Source organism: Amycolatopsis rhizosphaerae, assembly GCF_007713715.1.
GTDB lineage: Bacteria > Actinomycetota > Actinomycetes > Mycobacteriales > Pseudonocardiaceae > Amycolatopsis_E > Amycolatopsis_E rhizosphaerae.
In genome coordinates this window covers 1-17,602 of the sequence record NZ_VJWX01000096.1, presented here as the reverse complement: position 1 = coordinate 17,602, position 17,602 = coordinate 1, and the positions used below count along the sequence as shown (strand labels likewise).

Below are 17,602 nucleotides of genomic sequence, written 5' to 3'. Positions count from 1 at the left end.
CGGCAGACCTGCTGGTAGCGTCCCGGATCGGCGGCGACCCTGACCAGGCACCGCAGCAGGGTTCCGTCCTGGGACGGTTCGAGCAGCAGCGCGATGCTGACCAGGTCCGCCGGGACCTCGCTCAACGCGGCCAGCAGCCGGGCCCCGCGGTGCGAGTCCGGCCAGGACCTGATCCAGAAGCAGCCGTGGGACAACCGGGTGGAGTGCCAGGCTTCCCATGCCTCGCGCACCGAACCCGGGGCCCGTGCGGGGAGCAGGTCGCACGAGCGCGCCAGTGCGTGGACCACTTCGTCGGCGCTCAACGTCCGGGCGGGCAGGCCACGACGCCGCAGCACTCGCTCCGCGCGCCGGGTGATCTCGGCCAGCACCCCCGGCACGTCGACCTTCCCGTGCCCGGCGTCGATCACCGAATCGGCGACTGCCTTGGCATCGAGCCGTACTGCCACCCACAGGGCCCGGTCCCGCGCGCCCACGACGGCGCCCGGCACGGAATGGGTCACCACCTGCATCACCACCCCGGCCTGTTCGGCCTCGGCGGCGATGCGGGCCAGTGCGGCCAGCGGCACCGGGGGCGCGGGTGCGTTCCCGCCGGCGGAAACCTCGATCACCGCGAACCAGCCCGCGCTGTCGCTCCCCATGCCCACCCGGGTCGCTCCGGAGCCGTCGATGTCCTCCACGACCAGATCCGGCACCAGTTCGCACAGCGCCGCGAGCCGCGGATCGTCCCGGCGTTCGCCCGCCATTCCGCGCCGTGCGCGGAAACCCAGCCACAGCAGCAGGCTTTCGGTCCACCAGCGCCCCTGGGAGCGGCCGAAGACCAGCACGATCGCGGCCACGCCGAGAACTCCGGCGACGATGAGCGCCCACAGCCGTTGCACGGCGACCACCGCGACGGCACCGAGCACGAACTCGAAGACCAGAAGACGGGTCAGGCTGACCACGCCGAGGCGCCCTCGCGAGCGAACAAGGCCGAACCAGGCGTCTTCCCGCGAACGGCGCCACCGTGCATCGAGTTCTTCGCCGTGCATGTCGAGCCGCGCCGCGGGCGGTGCCGCCTGAGGAGTCGTGATCACCTGCGAAGCCCTTTCCACCGCTCAAACGATATCGCCGGAACCGATGCGGCTCACCGTTCTAAATTTCGTTGCAGGGGCGGAAGAACCGTATCCGTCCCGCACTCGGCCGTACCTTGGGTCGCGGACGGGCGACCTGACCTGGAACTTTCCGCTTCGGCATCGGTGGTTCCGCGGTCAGCTTCCGGTCAGACCGGGTGCCCAGGCTGAAGGCGGTCGCCGGTCTCCCGCCCGCGCCGGACGCATTCCGCCCTCGGCCGGGTCCGCGCGCGCCTTTCCCAGCCTCGGCCCGCCCGTGTCCGGGGCGCCGACCCACAGCTCGAAGGTAACCGGAAGGTTACCGATCGCAGGATCCGCGAACCAAAGTATTGACCTATTGTTCAACGATCCCTAGGTTGAGGCCACCTCACCGCCTTCGACCCTTGGATGTGTGATGACGAACCCCAGCGAAGCCATGGACCGGCGCTCCTTGCGCCGCGCCTTCGCGGCAAGCGTCTCCGGCACCACCCTCGAGTACTACGACTTCGCGGCCTACTCCGTCGCCTCGGCGACGATCCTGGGCAAACTGTTCTTTCCCTCCCATGACGAGCTCGCCAGCACCATGCTGGCCTTCTCCACCTACGCGGTCGGCTACGTGTCCCGGCCGCTCGGTGGTTTCATCTTCGGCAGGCTCGGCGACATCATCGGCCGCAAGCAGGTCCTCGTCGCCACGCTGCTGCTGACCGGTATCGCCACCTTCCTCATCGGTGTGCTGCCCACCCACGCCGCTCTCGGCGGCGCCGCCGCGATCCTCCTGGTCGCCCTGCGCTTCGCCCAGGGTGTCGGCGTCGGCGGCGAGTGGGGCGGCGCGGTACTGCTGTCCAGCGAGTTCGGCGACCCGAAGCGCCGCGGCTTCTGGGCGTCGGCGGCGCAGATCGGCCCGCCCGCGGGCACGCTGCTCGCCAACGGCGTGCTCGCGCTGCTGGCCGCCATCCTGTCCACCGGGGCCTTCGAGTCCTGGGGCTGGCGGATCGCCTTCCTGCTCTCCGGCGTCCTCGTCCTCTTCGGACTGTGGTTGCGCCTGAAGCTGGAGGAGACGCCGGTGTTCAAGAAGATCGCCGAGCGTGACGAGAAGCCCAAGGCGCCGGTCCGCGAAGTCGTCACCAGCGAACCCCGTGCGCTGATCACCGGGATCCTCGTCCGGATCTGCCCCGACGTGCTCTACTCGCTGTTCACCGTGTTCGTCCTGACCTACATGGTCAGCAAGCTGCACATGAGCCGCGGCGAGGGCCTCGCCGCGGTGATGATCGGCTCGGCCTTCCAGCTGTTCCTGATCCCCGGTTTCGGTGCCCTGTCCGACCGCGTCAGCCGCCGGACCCTGTACCTGATCGGCACCGTGGCGGCCGCCGTCTGGCCGTTCGTGTTCTTCCCCATGCTGAACACGAAGTCCTTCCTGCTCATCGCCATCGGCATGGTGGTCGCGCTGGGCATCCACGCCCTGCTCTACGGCCCGCAGGCGGCGCTGATCACCGAACAGTTCTCCGCCCGCCTCCGCTACACCGGCAGCTCGCTCGCCTACACGCTCGCCGGCGTACTCGGCGGTGCCATCGCCCCCCTGGTGTTCACCGCGCTGCTCGCCGGTTACGGCACCTGGGTCGCGGTGGCGATCTACCTCGTGGTGACCGCCGTGCTCACCCTCACCGGGGTGCTGCTGACCCGCGGCGCCCGGCCGGACGAGGACGTGCAGACCGCCGGACAGGAACTCCAGGATGAAACTACTGCCCTGCGGTGACCAGGCGTTCCTGGTGGAGGCAGAGGACGCCGAAACCGTCCTCGGCCTCTACACCGCGCTGAACGAAACGCGACCCGACGGCATCACGGAACTGGTGCCCGCGGCCTCGACCCTGCTCGTGCGCTTCGACCCGCGGCTGGTCAGCTCCACGTCCCTCGCCGAACGCCTCGCCCGCACCCGGCCATCGTCCGCCGGCAGGCGCGGCGGGGAGCTCATCACCATTCCGGTGAGCTACGACGGCGAGGATCTCGCCGAAATCGGCGAGCGGACCGGGCTCGGCGTCGACGGCGTCATCGCGGCACACACCGAGGCCGAGCACACTGTCGCCTTCGGCGGTTTCATGCCCGGTTTCGGTTACCTGACCGGCCTCGACCCCCGGCTGTACGTGCCCCGGCTCGACACCTCACGCACCCGCGTCCCGGCCGGGGCGGTCGCCATCGCGGGCGAGTACACCGGGATCTACCCGCGCTCGTCCCCCGGTGGGTGGCGGCTGCTCGGCCACACCGAAGTGGCGCTGTGGGATCCGGAACGGCCGGAACCGGCGCTGTTGCGGCCCGGCCTCCGGGTCCGGTTCCGGCCGGTGAGCCGTCCCAGCGCCTACCTGATCGACGCTCGGGACTCACCACCCCTGCCCGCGATCCGCTGATTCACCACAATGGACCGTTCACAGCGTGGACGGTCCATTGTGGTGAATCTGGTCAGGCGGCCGTCAGGAGCGGGCGGACCTGGTCGGCCTCGGGCGTGCCGAGTTCCTGGAACAGGGCGTACGCCCGCCGCCAATGCCCCTCCGCGAGTTCGGCGCGCGCGGCACACCGGTGCGATTCGGCGAGCTCGTAGAGCGCACGAGCCTCCTGGTAGCGCTCCGAACGGTCGACCGCCAGCCGCAGGCCCTCGTCGAGCAGTGTCTGCGCGGTGGCGAGATTACCGATATCGCGATGGGTCGCACCGAGTTCGATCAGCACCTCGCTTTCGCCGACCGTGCCCCCGACCGTGCGCACGATCCGCAGTGCCTCGCCCAGATTCGCCACCGCATCGTCGAACCGGCCCAGTTCCCGGAAGAGGACGCCCAGCGCCAGCAGTGGACGCGCCGTGCGCGGGAGGTGACCGTGACGCAGACCGATACCGAGCGCCCGTTCGAGACAGTCGACCGCCTCGGCATACCGCCCCATCTGCCGGAGGGAATCGCCGATTCCGGTCAGCGCGCGAGCCTCCCCATCGGCGTTTCCGTGGCGTCGTGACAGGAGGAGTCCCCGCTGGAAACTGTCCAGCGCCTCGTCCCGCCTGCCCAGTACCGCGTACACGAAACCGATCTCGCCGCGAAGCGTGGCCTCATAGGACGGATCTTCGCCCGTGCACAACGCGACCGCCCGCTCGCCGAGACGCAGCGCCTCGGCGAATCCCCCCGCCCGGTAACTCAGGAAACCGAGCGACTCCAGCGCGCGCACCTCGGACCAGCGGTCGCCGTGTTCGTGCTGGAACTCCAGGGCACTGCGCAGGAGTTCACACGCCTCCCCCACTCTGCCCTGTTCGGCATAGGCTTCGGCGAGGTGCTGGCGGCTGAAGGCCGCACCGACCGCGTCATCGGCGGCCACGGCGGCGGCCAGCGTCATCTCGTGCGTACGGGCCCGGTCCTGGTCCTTACTGTTGCCGTAAAAGTACAGGAACTCGCTCAGCACATGGCTCAGCCGCCAGGCGTGCGTCGTCCAGCCCTGTTCCGCGGCGACTCGTTCGGCGGCGAACAGGCAGGCCCGTTCGGCGTCGAACCAGGCCCTGGCACCCTGCTCGTCCGACGGAAGCGGAAGGTCACCGGAGTCATCGCCGCCCACTGGTCCGGTCTCCTGACGACGGGGCTGCAGTACCCGGACGGCCGCCGCCGAACCGTAGAGATAGAAATCGAGCACCCGGACGAGCGCGACCTCCCTGTCCTCCTCGGCTTCTTCTTCCCGCACGCGACCGCGGGCATACTCGACGAGAAGGTCGTGCAGCCGGTAGCGCTGGCGTGCGTTCACCATGACCAGGTTCTCGTCGATCAGGCGGTCCAGCACCCGGCGCGCCTCCGCCGGGGCGATCCCGGCGAGCGCGGCGGCCGATTCCGCGGTGAAGTCGTTGCCCGGGTGCAACCCGAGCAGGCGGAACAACCGCCGTTCCCCGGTGGCCAGCGCCTGGTAGGACAGATCGAACACGGCACGGAGATGACGGCTGCCCGCGGCCAGTTCACTCAGCCGGTCACCGGCCTGCTCGAGCCGGTCGACGAGTTCGCCGATGGTCCACGCCGAGCGTGAGCGCAGGCGCCGCGCCACCAGGGCGACGGCCAGTGGCAGCCTGCCGCACAATTCCACGATCCGGTTCACCGCCACCGGCTCCGCCGCCACCCGGTCGGCGCCCACGACCCGGACCAGCAGGTTCCGCGCCTCGGTGGGCGTAAACGCCCGCACGCCGAACGTATCGGCGCCGTCGATCGCCAGCGCACGACGGCTGGTGATCACCACCAGGTTCGACGGTCCCGCCGGCAGCAACGGCAGCACCTGGTCCTCGCTCGCCGCGTTGTCCAGCAGCACCAGCGCTTGCTTGCCGTAGAGCCGATCGCGGAACAGCGACGACCGCTCTTCCAGTCCCGCCGGGATCTTCTCGCCAGGCACGCCGAGCAGGCGCAGGAACGAGGCCAGCACCGCCGACGGATCAGCCGGTGGCTGCTCCGAGTGCCCCTGCAGATCCACATACAGCTGCGCGTCGCCGTACCGGCCGTCGGCGAGCAGGCGGTGCGCCAGGTGCACCGCGAGCCGGGTCTTGCCGGCACCGCCCATGCCTTCGAGCACCACGATACTCACCGCGGTCGGCCGACCGGAGGTGGGCAGACCATGGATCAGTTCCCGCAGTTGCGGCTCCCGGCCGGTGAAATCGGCGATGTCCGGGGGTAGCTGGCGATACGCGGCCACCGGTACGTACTCCGGCCGGGAAACCTCCTGCCGCAGCACCCGCTGGTAGGCGGTGGCCAGTTCCGGGCCGGGGTCCGCGCCGAGCTCGTCGGCCAGCAGGCGACGCAGGGTGTCGAAGATCTTCAGTGCCGCCGCCTGCTGCCCGCTGCCCGTCAGCGCGATCATCAGCTGCGCGTGGGCCGCCTCGTGCAACGGCTCCGCATCGGCCACCTGCTGCAGCAGCGGAAGAACCTCCTGGTAGCGCCCGAGTCCACAGGCGACCTCGGCATAGGCGACGACGACGGACCGGTAGTCCCGCACCAGGGCCACGACCGCCGGGTGCGACTGCAGGGCGGCCAACCCGGCCAGTGGATCACCCCGCCACAGGGCGAGCGCCTCGCTGAACATCCGGCACGCCTCGGCCAGGTCTCCCTCCTCCCGGGCCTGCCGCGCCCTGGCGACCAGCCTGCGGAAGGTGAGCAGGTCGTGCTGTCCTTCGGCGACGGTCAGCTGGTAGCCCCCGCGGACCGCGACCAGCGCACCTGAGTTTTCCGACTCCGGCCGACCGGGCTGCAACCTGCGGCGGAGCCGCGAGATCCGGGACTGGAGCGAGTCGACCCCGCGTTCTCCCGCTCTCCCGCCCAGTACCGTCTCGACCAGGCTGTCACGCAGGACCGGTGTGTTCGGGGAAAGTGCGAGCAGTCCCAATAGGACACGCTGCATCTCCGAGCCGGGATCCATCGGCTCCCCGTCGACGGAAACCCGCAGCGGACCGAGGATCTCCACGCGGATCCCGTCGCCGCTGCCCTGTTCGTCGCCCGCTTCCCGGATCAGTTCGGCCAGCTCCGCTCTCGACAGGGCCAGGACGGTGCCCAGTTGCCGTACCGTCCTGGCACGGGGATGGGCGACCCGTCCCTGCTCGATATCCCGCAGTCCGCCGACACTCAACCCCGCAAGCTCCGCGGCTTCCTGCTGTGTCAAGCCCGCGCGGCGCCGGAACCGCCGTACCATTTCTCCCAGCCGTGTGGGTTGGCTATCAACCATCTGATCACGCCCCAAAACGGTAAATCCAGTGGTGTGACCCCCAGATGGCAGAGTCTTTCACACCATCGTTTCTCGTCGCTTTGCAAAAACTTTGTCACATGTTCTACAGCGGACAGTCCTCACGGCGAACCTGCTACGCGTCGAGGTCGTCCGGATACGAAGCGAGTTTGTCCCTGATCCTCTCGGTGTCCGGCAAACCGAGGGAATCGAGCAGCTCCGAGGCCTTTCGCCAGTTCCGGCGCGCCTCGCCGAGCTCGCCACGGCCCAGGTGGCCGTCCCCGATACGGGCGAGGGTCCGGCTTTCGTAATGTCGCGTTCCGACTCGCCGGTACAGTGCGATCGCCCGCCGGTACCAGCTCTCCGCCTGCTCGAAACGACCGAGATGCTGGGTGGCGAAGCCGAGCGTGTCCAGGGCGGCGGCCAGCGTGATGTGTTCGTCGGTCCCTTCCAGGATGGCCACGGCTTGCTTGCCGTAGACGATCGCCGACTCGTGCTCGCCCAGCCTGGCATAGGCCCAGGCAACGCAATTGAGCGCGTTCCCCTCCCCCAGTGGATGCCCGGCCTGCCGATACAGGTCCAGGCCCGCCAGCGCGTGGTCCAGTTCCTCGGCCCAGCGCCCTTGGCGATCACAAACCCAGCCGAGTCCGTGATAGACCGCCCCCTGAAAAAGGACATCTCCGGATTTTTCGAACAGGGGCAATGCCTTTCGGAGTTCCCTCTCGGCCTCGTCGAACCGGTCCAGTGCCATGTAGACGATGGAAAGCCCGCGATGGCCGTGTGCCAGGGCCACCGGGTCGCCGAGCCGCCCTGCGGCGTCGATCGCCGCGTGATAGGTACCGGGATCGCCGAGCCAGCGGACCCCGCCGTACCAGTACGTGCTGGTGAGGGCGTAGGCCAGTTGCCAGACATGCCGGTCGAATCCCGCCTTCACGGCCACCTCGACCACCGCGAGCAGTACCGGGTGGTTTGTGCCGAACCAGCAGGCCGCGTCCGATTCGGAAATCGGTTCCAGGGTGACATCCTCCGGTACCGGGCCGAGTTCGATCGAACCCCGCGGCAGGCGCAGGTGATGGGCGGCCAGCTCCGCCGTGTACAGGTAGTGGTCCAGCATGCGCCCGATCGCCGCGTCCCGCACTTCGCTCGAGTCCTCGGTGAGCACGAGTTCCGTCGCATAGGCACGCAGCAGGTCGTGGAAGCCGTAGTGGCCGGGGCTGTGTTCGGTAACGAGCTGGGCACGCGTGAGTTCGGCGAGCAGTCTTCGCACCTCGCGCACGGGCACGCCGAGCAGGCTCGCCGCGGCGGACAGGCTGAAATGGGGCTCGGGATGCAGTCCGAGCAGTCGGAACAGCTTGGCCGCGCGAGGGCTGAGCGTGGTGTAGGACCAGGAAAAGACCGCGCGAACGTCCATGGCGGGATCGCCGACCTCGAAGGCGTCGAGACCGCCGCGGGCCGTGCTCAGCTCCGCGGCGAGGTCGGCCAGTGCGAAACCCGGGTTCGTGACGGCGCGGGCCGCCACGATCGCCAGTGCCAGCGGCAATCTCGCGCACAGCTCGGTGATCCTCTCGACCGCCCCGGGTTCGCGCGCGACGCGTTCCCGGCCGACCCTCCTGAGCAGGATCTCCTTCGCCTCCTCCGCGGAGGGCAGGTCGAGGGTGATCGGATACGCGCCCTCCGCGACCAGGCCCGGCAGCTGGTCCCGGCTGGCCACCACCGTGAAACAGCCGGGAGAACCGGGCAACAGCGGGCGAACCTGGTCGGCGTCACGGGCATTGTCCAAGATGATCAGAATGCGCTTTTCGGACAGCAGACTGCGGTAGAGGCTGAACTTGCCCTCCGCACTGCTCGGCATCCGGAGCGGGGGCACCCCGAGCGCCTCCAGGAAACCCAGCACCACCTCGTCCGGCGTGGTCCTCTTGGCACAGGGCCCGAAGCCACCGAGGTTCACGTACAGCTGCCCATCGGGAAACCCGTCGGCGACCCGGTGTGCCCAGTGGACGGTGAGCGTCGTCTTACCGATCCCCGCCCCGCCGCCGATCACGATCACTTCCGCCCGGCCGACGCTCGTCGTGAGCATCGCGTCCAACCTCGCGAGATCCGCGACGCGTCCCGCGAACCGGTTCATATCGGCGGGCAGCTGGCGTGGCGTGGCGGCCGCGGGTGCCGCGGTCCCGTCCTCGTCCTCGTTGCTCAGCAGCCGTCTGTGCGCCTTCTGCAGAAGCGGACCGGGCTCGACGCCCTGTTCCGCCACCAGCCGCGCCCGGGTGGCCGGGTACACCGCGAGGGCTTCCGAGGTGCGGCCACTCCGGTGCAGGGCCAGCATCAGCAGAGCCTGGAGACGTTCCCGCAGTGGGTTCTCCTCGGCCGCCACGCCGAGGTCCGCCACCACCTCCGTGTGATGGCCCGCAGCGAGCTGAGCATCGAAGTACTCCTCCAGCGCACTGAGCCGCCGTTCCCGCAGCCCAGGACCGGCCGCGGCCCGCAACGGCTCGGTGGCATCGCTCAGGGCCGGGCCCCGCCACAGGGCGAGCGCGCCCCGCAGGCCGTCCACCGCGGCCTCGATCCGCCCCGCTTCGCGATCGGCGCGGGCACGGGCCACCGCCTCGTCGAAGACGTCCAGGTCCAGCTCACCCGGCCGCACCTCGATGAGATAGCCCGGCGCCCGGCGGGTGATCACTGGTTCCCCGATCAGCTTGCGGAGTTGCGAGACGTACATCTGCAGTTGCCCCCGCACGGTGGCGGGCGGATTGTCGCCCCACACCAGGTCGAGCAGTTGCTGTTCGGGCACCACCTGGTTGGCGTTGAGGAGCAGGACCGCGAGGACGGCGCGACGCTTGGGCCCGCTCAGCCGAAGCGGCTGCGTCCCGTCGGACAGCTCCACAGGACCGAGCAGCTGGTAGCGCAAGCCGACGCTCTCCTTCCGCCGCCGAGGTTAGCCGGTATCCGTCCGGACCGGCCGCCGACACAGTTTGCGTTCTTCGGATCGTTTCGAGGACGAACCGGTCCTTAATGTCCACGGTACGGAGAAATCAGGGACCGGGTAGCGAAACCGTAGTCCTCCCGCACTCGGCCGTACCACCGGCCGAGTGCACCTGGGGCGGTGCCGCGGGGGCGGGACCACTCGGCGACACCGTCCTGTCACCGGCTTCGGGCAGGCTCGAGCGAGGTTTCGCAACGGTGTATTCCGGAGGAACAGGACAGGTGGAGCCGACACTCGACGCCGGAGGGACTAGACCACTCGGCGCGGAGCAGGAGTTACGTCTCGCCAAGCGGATCGAGGCCGGGCTCTACGCCGAGTATCTGCTGGCCACCGCGACCCCGAAACCGGGTCGAAGGGCCGATCTGGAGACGATCGCCCGGGAAGGCCGCGCCGCCAGGGACCGGATGGTAGAAGCGAACCTCGGTCTGGTTTCAAGTGTCGCCAGGCGCTACCTCGGGCAGGGGCTGGCGCTGCACGACCTGATCCAGGAGGGCACCGTCGGCCTGATCCACGCGATCGGGAAATGGGACTACGCGCCAGGCTTCCGGTTTTCCACCTACGCGATCTGGTGGATCCGCCAGGCGATCAGGCGGGCGCTGGCGGACCAGTCCCGGACCATCCGGATTCCGGTGCGGGTGGCCGAGCAGGTCAGCCAGGTCGTCCGCGCGCGGAACGAGTTGGGCACACGGCTGGCCCGGCCGCCCAGCCACGCCGAGACCGCCGAAGAACTCGGACTGTCCACCACGGAGGTCAGCGCGCTGCTTTCCTACAACCAGGAACCACTGAGCCTCGACAGCGTGCTCGGGTTCGAGCGCGACCCGATCCACGAGCCCGCCCAGGACCGGGCCGATCGCCGGCCGTTGCGGCACGAGATCGAAGATCTCCTCGCCACTCTCACGCCGCGGGAAGAGCAGGCGATCCGGCTGCGCTGCGGCCTCGACGACGACCGCCAGCGCACGCTGGATGAGGCGGGACGTGAACTCGGTGTCTCACGGGAGCGGATCCGCCAGCTCGAACAGCGGGCACTGCGAAAACTACGCGATCCTTCGCTGGCGAACCGGCTGCGCCGCTATGTCTCATGAAGACGGTCCATATCGGACGTTCCAGTAGTCCCGTAGCCGGGCCGTACCCGGGGGCGCGACGTGCGACATCCGGCCGGTGGGCGGACGGGCCGGCGAACCCGATCGGTTACCGGCATCGAGAACACTGGAGGAACACCAAAGCCGTGGGGGAGCACACCAGAAACGGGAAGATCGTGACTCGAATGATCGACCGCTGCGGTATCTGCGGCAGCGACAAGAACGACGGTTGGTCGCTGGAGACAGTCATCGACCACTCGACCGGGCTCGTGACTTCACGCGAATTGCCGTGCGAAGCCTGCCTCAATCGCACCACATTGCACTCACACTCGGCGAAGCTGCGACAGCGCCGGGGCGGCAAACCGCGGGAAACCGTGCAAACGCGGCGCACCCGGGCCAGGTTCGCGGCGTTCTGGGTGCGCCGGAAGCCGAAGACCGGTACTCGCGGGTAAGGACTCTCCCCGGAATCCGTCCTCACCCCGGCCTGCCACCAGGCAAAACCAGGTGGCAGGCCGTTTTGGCATGCCCAGCAGAAGAACTCAACGAAAGACTTGCAGGATCGTTGAACAATCTGTACCTTTGGTCGCCAAGTAGAGCCGACCGGGCCAGGTACGGCGAGAGCGGGAAGTTCAGGGGCACGGCATGATCCGCCACTGCGAACTCTGCGGCAACGGCAAGGGAAACGGCTGGTTCGTCCAGACCGTCATCGATCACGAGACCGGCATCGTCGGCGCGCGGGAAATCGCCTGCGAAGCCTGCCGGGTCGAGGAAACTCCGGCACCACCGCGAAGAGCGCCTCGCAGACGGAACGTCCAGCTTCCCCGATTCCGGGGCGGGATCGGACCGCACCGGGCAGTCGAAGGGAGAATCCGTGGATCTCAACGCCGATCTCGGCGAAGGATTCGGCCAGTGGGGGCTTGGTGACGACGAGGCGCTGCTGCGCATCGTCACCAGCGCGAACATCGCCTGTGGCTTCCATGCCGGCGATCCGGGCACCATGCGGCGGGCCTGCCGGCTGGCCGTACAGCACGGAGTCGCGATCGGCGCGCACGTCGGTTACCGCGATCTCGCCGGATTCGGGCGCAGGTTCCTCGACGTCGAACCGCGGACCCTGGTCGACGAGATCATCTACCAGATCAGCGCACTGTCCGGCATCGCGCGCAGCGTCGGCGGCACCGTCACCTACGTGAAACCCCATGGCGCGCTGTACGACGCCCTCGGCAGGCACGAGGCGCAGGCACGCGCGACGGTGACCGCGATCCGCCAGTGCGGCGAAGACCTCGCTGTGCTGGGCCTCGCGGGTTCGCCCTGGCTCGGGCTCGCCCGTCAAGCAGGGCTGAAGACTCTGAGCGAAGCGTTCGCCGACCGGGCCTACACCCCGGACGGCAAGCTGGTGTCGCGCCGGGAACCCGGCGCGGTGCTCATGGACGAGCAGCAGATCGCCGAGAGGTGCGTCCGGCTCGCGACCGGACAACCGATCGAAGCTATCGACGGCACGCCGATCACGGTGCGCGCCGACTCCGTGTGCGTACACGGAGACACCCCGGGGGCGGTGGCGATAGCGCAGGCGGTGCGGGCGAGGCTGCTCGCGGAGGGGGTCCCCTTGTCGGCGGTTTCAGGACCGCAGAAGGAGACGACGACGAATGCCAGAATCATGGTCTAGCGAAAAATGCGTTCCCGGGCTCACCATTCTCCAGCCGGGTCCACTCGCGACGGTGCAGGATCTGGGCAGGCCGGGTTTCGCCGGGATCGGCCTTCCCCGGTCCGGGGCCGCCGACCGCGGCTCACTCCGGTTCGCCAACCGGCTGCTGGGCAACGAAGAGGACACGGCGGGAGTGGAGGTGACCGGTGGCGGGTTCAGCGCGCGCGCCTGTGGCGACCTGACCATCGCCGTGACCGGCGCGCCCTGTCCCGTCACCATCGACGGCACCGTGCGCACGATGAACTCCCCCTTGGACCTGCCCGCGGGTTCGACCCTGTGCCTGGGCCCGCCCGAAGCAGGCATTCGCACCTATCTGGCCGTCGCCGGCGGCATCTCGACCCCTCCCGTACTCGGCTCGCGGGCGACGGACCTGTTGTCGGACCTGGGCCCCGGCCCTCTCCGCTCCGGTACCGAACTGACCGTCGGACCGCCGTCGACGGCACCCCCGCCCCGGCTGTCCACTCCTCTCGCCGTCCCGGACACGGGCACGCTGACGCTGCGGGTGATCCCCGGGCCGAGGCACGAATGGTTCGAAGAGACGGCGCTGAAAACCCTGCTCAACGAGCCGTACACGGTCACTTCGGAAATCAGCCGGATCGGCATCCGCCTGGACGGAACCGCCCTGCCGCGCGTCGAGCGCGGAGAGATGCGCGGCGAGGGGATGGTGCCCGGCGCGCTCCAGGTCCCTCCCTCTGGCAGGCCCACGTTGTTCCTCGCCGACCATCCGGTGATCAGCGCCTACCCCGTCATCGCCGTGGTCGTTTCGTCCGATGTGGATGCCGCGGCACAGGCGCGTCCCGGCCAGAAGCTGCGTTTCGCGCTCATGACCCCCGAAAGGGACATCCGAACCTCCGTCCACTGATACCGGAGCCTGCGGCAGGGGAAGGGACACGGCGCTTCCTGTTCTCGTGCTCGACAACTTCATCAAAGAGAAACCACCACGCGTCAAGAGGGACCGGCGGGTCACCGGCGGAAAGGGTTCAATGGCCGGTGTGACGAAGCACTGCGTCTCGGTGATCACCGCCGTCCACCCGCCCAGCGTCGCTTACCTCCCCGAGGCCTACCGGTCGCTGTGCGAGCAGGATCTGCCGGAAGACTGGACCTGGCAGTGGATCGTGCAGGAGGACGGCCAGGACGGCATCCTTCGGGAAGCGCTCCCCGAAGACGGCAGGATCAGCCTGGGCAGCGGCAGGCGCGGCGGGCCTGGCGTGGCGCGGACGATGGCGCTCGCCCGCGCGGAGGGCGAACTGGTCAAGGTGCTGGATGCGGACGATCGCCTCGCCCCGGGCGTGCTGAGCCGGGACATCGGCGTGCTGTCCGCGCATCTTGAGGTGGGCTGGACCACCTCGGCGGCCCGGGACCTGCTGCCGGACGGCACCACGGCCGGGTTCGCGAGCGATCCGCTGCCGGGCGTCCTGCCCCGAGGGTCGGTTCTCGAACACTGGCGCACCCACGGCCATCGCACCCACGTGCATCCAGCCACCCTGTGCCTCCGCCATGATCTGGTGGTGGCACTGGGTGGCTGGATGGCACTACCCGCCTCCGAAGACACCGGCCTTCTCCTCGCGGCAAGTGCCGTGTCGGACGGCTACTTTCTCGCCGAATGCGGGCTTCTCTACCGGAAATGGCCCGGCCAGGTGACCCAGGCGCCCCCGCACGCCGATCCGGCCGAACGGGCGGACCGGATGCGGGTCATCGAGCGGCGTGCGCTCGCGCTGGCTCGCCTGCCGTACGCGCCCTACGGCAAGTCAGCCAGTCGCACGCCGACCTGAGCGAACTGCGATTCCGACAGCGGGAAGGCTCCCGGGTCGGGACGGACGACCTTGCCGCCTCCCGTGAGGTAGGCACGCATGGTCAGCACGTACATCCGTCCGTTCGGGCCGTAGACGCGCAGCGACTGGACCTGCAGATCACCCTTGAGCAGTTGCGGACTGTACAACTGCAGGACGACGCCGTTGGGCAGCGTCCGCCGTTGCGGTGACGAACAGTTCCCGTCGGCGTGGGCATCCGCGTCCGCGGCCTGTTGCGCGGTGCCGCGGTAGCGGTCGGCCATCAGGTCGATCCCGCCGGCGGCTTTCTGGCCCGTGATGTCGGCCCGCAGCATGCCCCTCGTCGGCGGCTCCCAGGACAGGTGGGTCTGGACCACTTTCGCACCGGGTGCGGCCGCGGCCACCGCCTGGAGGAACGCCTGCACGACCGTCTGCTCCGGCAGTGTCGTGCCCTCAATCGAAACGCTGGTCTGGGCACGGCTCCGGCACACCGGTCCGACCTTCGCGGCTTCTTCCAGCGTCAGATCGCCTTTCGGTATGACGACGACCGCCGGCACGTCGACGGTCTGCCATCCCTGCAGTGAACCGCCACCCGAGGCGGACTCCACGGTTCCCGGTGTCGCACGCAGGCTCGTCGAGGCCATCCCCACGCCGGCCACCACGGCGATCACCGCGGCGGCGGAGCCGAGCCGCCGCGCCAGCACCCGGCGCCGTCCCCGCCGTACCACGTCTTCCAGGCCGGTCCTTGCCGGTGGCGCCGGTTCGTCGAGCAGCGTTTGCAACGCCTCCCGGGTCTCGTCGTCGTTCACGTACCTCACCCCTTCCTCATCGCTGCCAGCGGTTCGCCGGTCAGCTCCTGGTAAGCCGCGCGCAACGTGTGGAGGCCGCGCATGGTCTGGCTCTTGACGTTTCCCGCGGAGCACCCGAGTGTCTCGGCGGTCTGCTCCACGGACAGGTCCTGCACGAAGCGGAGGACGAGCACGGCCCGTTGTTTGGGCGGCACGCGCCGGAGCGCTTCGGCCAGTGGTTCCCCGCCCGCTGCTTCCGTCGGCGCCGGACGGTCCGGCGGCTCGGCGACGGCCCGCTCACGTGCCCGGCCACGCCGGTGGTTGTCGAGGAAACCCCTGGTCACCACCATCCGCAGATAGGCGTCCGCCCCGTCCCGCCGGACGCGGTTCCAGCGGCTGTAGATCCGGACGAACGCCGCCTGGGCGATCTCCTCGGCTTCGTCCCAGTCCCGGCACAGGGAATAGGCGATCCGCCGGGCGAAATCGAAGCGCGCGGTGAAGAACTCGGCGAACTCGTCGTCGCGACTTCGCACCGGTGGCCTCCTGAGTGCTGTTTGCTCACGGTCACCCGCTCCTACGCCGATCGGGCCCATCGGGTTGCATCGTCGATCTCCGGGAAGCCGGCGGTCGTATCATCGCGCGGTGACCACGCGTTCGGCGTTCCCCGATCTCACCCGGGTGGATCTTGGCGAGATCCCCTACGCCACGGCATCGGAGTGGATGAAGGCCTGGGTGACCGAATGCCAGGAGGGCCGGGAGGGTGACCGGCTCTTCCTGCTGTCGCATTCCCCGGTCGTCACCTTCGGCCCCCGCACCTCGCCCGCGGACCTGCCGTCCGCGGCGTCCGGACTGCCCACCGTGCCGGTGGACCGGGGTGGCCAGGCCACCTACCACGGCCCGGGGCAGCTCGTCGGCTACCTGGTCGCGCACGTGCGCGAGCGCGGCCCGGCGGACGTAGTGCGCTGGCTGGAACGGGGCATCATCGCCGCCCTCGGCGCGCTCGGCTTTCCCGCGGTACGGCGGGAAACCGAGCGCGGCGGTCCCAGCCTGGTCGGCGTGTGGACCCCGGACCACCGCAAGGTCGCTTCGATCGGCATGCGTATCCGCGGCGGGGTCAGCAGCCACGGCTTCTGCGTCAACGTCGCCCCGGACATGGCCGTCTTCGACAGCTTTGTCTCGTGTGGACTGTCCGATCCGGTGACCTCGCTGGCCGTGCTCGCCGCCGAACGGGACCGGGCCGCCCCGGGCGACGGCGAGGTCAGGGAAGCGCTGGCCGCCGCACTCGGCGCACACCGGTGATTTGCTGTTCCGGCAAGGAACTTTGTCAGCGCCGCCGGTCCGTGTGAATAGTCGAGACCATGAAGAGCGAGAAGTACGACGTAGTGGTCATCGGTGCGGGCAGCGCGGGACTCAGCGGGGCACTCGCACTCGCGCGGTCCCGGCGCTCGGTCCTGGTGATCGACTCGGGCGAGCCGCGCAACGCCCCGGCCGGGCACGTGCACAACTATCTCGGCCGCGAGAACACGCCGCCTGCCGAACTGCGCGCCCTCGGCCGGGCCGAGGTCACCGGCTACGGCGGCGAAGTGCTCGATGCCCGCGTGCTGTCGGCCGAGACGGCAGGCGACGGCTTCCGGGTACGGCTCGACACCGGCCGCACGGTGGCCGCCCGGCGCCTGCTCGTCGCCACCGGCGCGGTCGACGAACTGCCCGATCTTCCCGGGCTGGCCGAGCGGTGGGGGCGGGACGTGCTGCACTGCGCGTACTGCCACGGCTGGGAGGTCCGGGACCGGGCGATCGGCGTCCTGGCCACCGGGCCGATGGCGGTGCACCAGGCCCTGCTGTTCCGCCAGCTGAGCGAGGACGTGGTCCTCTTCGGCCATCTCAGCCAGCCCGCCGTCACGGATACCGCCCGGCTGGCGGCCCGAGGAATCCGCGTGGTGCCCGGCGAGGTGGCGGCGCTGGAGGTGACCGGCGACGCGCTCACCGGTGTCCGGCTCCGCTCGGGCGAACTGGTGCCGCGGGAAGCGATCGTGGTCGCCCCGCGTCCGGCCGCCCGCGCCGGCTTCCTCGCCGGGCTGGGGTTGGAGGCCGCCGACAAGGTGGTCAACGGAGCCGTGATCGGGACGGCCGTACCAGCCGATCCCGGGGGCGCGACGGCGGTGCCGGGGGTGTGGGTGGCCGGGAACGTCACCGATCCGATGGCTCAGGTGGTCGGCGCGGCCGCCGCCGGGCTCGCGGCGGGGGCGGCGATCAACGCCGACCTCGTGGAGGAGGAAACCCGGCAGGCGCTGGACCGGCACCGGACCGGCCCGTTCACCGCGGAGGCCGAACGGGAACTGGCCGCGCGGGTGGCCGGTGACCGCCGCCACGGCCTCTGACCCGCCCCTTCACGGGAGCGAGCCCCTGAGAGGGGGCCGCGGATTGCCGCGAGGGGCCCCCTCACAGTCGTATCGACCAGGTCCCCGGCATAGTCGCGTGAGTATTGGC

General features: G+C 69.8%; 14 protein-coding genes. 9 read left to right on the top strand and 5 right to left on the bottom strand.

Annotated features, from left to right (window positions below):
• The coding region (locus FNH05_RS12490) for a type VII secretion protein EccE (RefSeq protein WP_246127685.1) at nt 1–1,091 on the bottom strand (1,091 nt) is incomplete at its 3' end.
• Nucleotides 1,092–1,503: 412 nt separating this feature from the next.
• Between FNH05_RS12490 and FNH05_RS12485 the strand changes: the two genes are divergently transcribed.
• The gene (locus FNH05_RS12485; RefSeq protein WP_144587645.1) at nt 1,504–2,841 is read left to right on the top strand and encodes an MFS transporter; all 1,338 of its coding nucleotides are present in this window, start codon (nt 1,504–1,506) and stop codon (nt 2,839–2,841) included.
• The gene (locus tag FNH05_RS12480) at nt 2,819–3,487 is read left to right on the top strand and encodes a 5-oxoprolinase subunit B family protein (protein WP_144587643.1); all 669 of its coding nucleotides are present in this window, start codon (nt 2,819–2,821) and stop codon (nt 3,485–3,487) included. The genes FNH05_RS12485 and FNH05_RS12480 overlap by 23 nt, the downstream gene beginning before the upstream one ends.
• 52 nt (nt 3,488–3,539) lie before the next feature.
• Here the strand turns inward: FNH05_RS12480 and FNH05_RS12475 are convergent, their stop codons facing one another.
• Nucleotides 3,540–6,767 (bottom strand): BTAD domain-containing putative transcriptional regulator, encoded by a 3,228-nt coding sequence (locus tag FNH05_RS12475; RefSeq protein ID WP_246127684.1) that lies wholly within the window; start codon nt 6,765–6,767, stop codon nt 3,540–3,542.
• Between the two features lie 166 nt (nt 6,768–6,933).
• Complete coding sequence (locus tag FNH05_RS12470) at nt 6,934–9,702, bottom strand: AfsR/SARP family transcriptional regulator (RefSeq protein WP_144587639.1); 2,769 nt, start codon at nt 9,700–9,702, stop codon at nt 6,934–6,936.
• Nucleotides 9,703–9,998: 296 nt separating this feature from the next.
• Between FNH05_RS12470 and FNH05_RS12465 the strand changes: the two genes are divergently transcribed.
• The 5 genes from FNH05_RS12465 to FNH05_RS12445 all read left to right on the top strand — a co-directional run bounded on the left by FNH05_RS12465 (nt 9,999) and on the right by FNH05_RS12445 (nt 14,330).
• Nucleotides 9,999–10,859, top strand: a complete 861-nt coding sequence (locus FNH05_RS12465; RefSeq protein ID WP_246127683.1) for a sigma-70 family RNA polymerase sigma factor — start codon at nt 9,999–10,001, stop codon at nt 10,857–10,859.
• Nucleotides 10,860–11,041: 182 nt separating this feature from the next.
• Entirely contained in the window at nt 11,042–11,308 is a 267-nt protein-coding gene (locus FNH05_RS12460) for a hypothetical protein (RefSeq protein ID WP_144587636.1), read from the top strand.
• Between the two features lie 419 nt (nt 11,309–11,727).
• Nucleotides 11,728–12,519, top strand: coding sequence for a LamB/YcsF family protein (locus FNH05_RS12455; protein ID WP_144587634.1), 792 nt, complete (start codon nt 11,728–11,730; stop codon nt 12,517–12,519).
• Complete coding sequence (locus FNH05_RS12450) at nt 12,500–13,420, top strand: 5-oxoprolinase subunit C family protein (protein WP_144587632.1); 921 nt, start codon at nt 12,500–12,502, stop codon at nt 13,418–13,420. Before FNH05_RS12455 ends, FNH05_RS12450 begins: the two co-directional genes overlap by 20 nt.
• A gap of 130 nt (nt 13,421–13,550) precedes the next feature.
• Nucleotides 13,551–14,330, top strand: a complete 780-nt coding sequence (locus FNH05_RS12445) for a glycosyltransferase family 2 protein (protein ID WP_246127682.1) — start codon at nt 13,551–13,553, stop codon at nt 14,328–14,330.
• On the opposite strand, the gene FNH05_RS12440 is transcribed toward FNH05_RS12445, so the two are convergent.
• Nucleotides 14,297–15,136, bottom strand: a complete 840-nt coding sequence (locus tag FNH05_RS12440; RefSeq protein WP_144587627.1) for a hypothetical protein — start codon at nt 15,134–15,136, stop codon at nt 14,297–14,299. The genes FNH05_RS12445 and FNH05_RS12440 overlap by 34 nt on opposite strands.
• A 5-nt stretch (nt 15,137–15,141) precedes the next feature.
• Nucleotides 15,142–15,648: a SigE family RNA polymerase sigma factor gene (locus FNH05_RS12435; protein WP_246127681.1), complete on the bottom strand. Its 507-nt coding sequence runs from the start codon at nt 15,646–15,648 to the stop codon at nt 15,142–15,144.
• A 109-nt stretch (nt 15,649–15,757) separates the two neighbouring features.
• Here FNH05_RS12435 and lipB point away from each other — a divergent pair, with 109 nt between their 5' ends.
• Together lipB and FNH05_RS12425 are read left to right on the top strand one after the other, a co-directional pair.
• Nucleotides 15,758–16,414, top strand: coding sequence for a lipoyl(octanoyl) transferase LipB (gene lipB / locus FNH05_RS12430; RefSeq protein ID WP_246127680.1), 657 nt, complete (start codon nt 15,758–15,760; stop codon nt 16,412–16,414).
• 59 nt (nt 16,415–16,473) lie between these two features.
• The gene (locus FNH05_RS12425; RefSeq protein ID WP_144587623.1) at nt 16,474–17,493 is read left to right on the top strand and encodes an NAD(P)/FAD-dependent oxidoreductase; all 1,020 of its coding nucleotides are present in this window, start codon (nt 16,474–16,476) and stop codon (nt 17,491–17,493) included.
• Nucleotides 17,494–17,602: the final 109 nt, after the last annotated feature.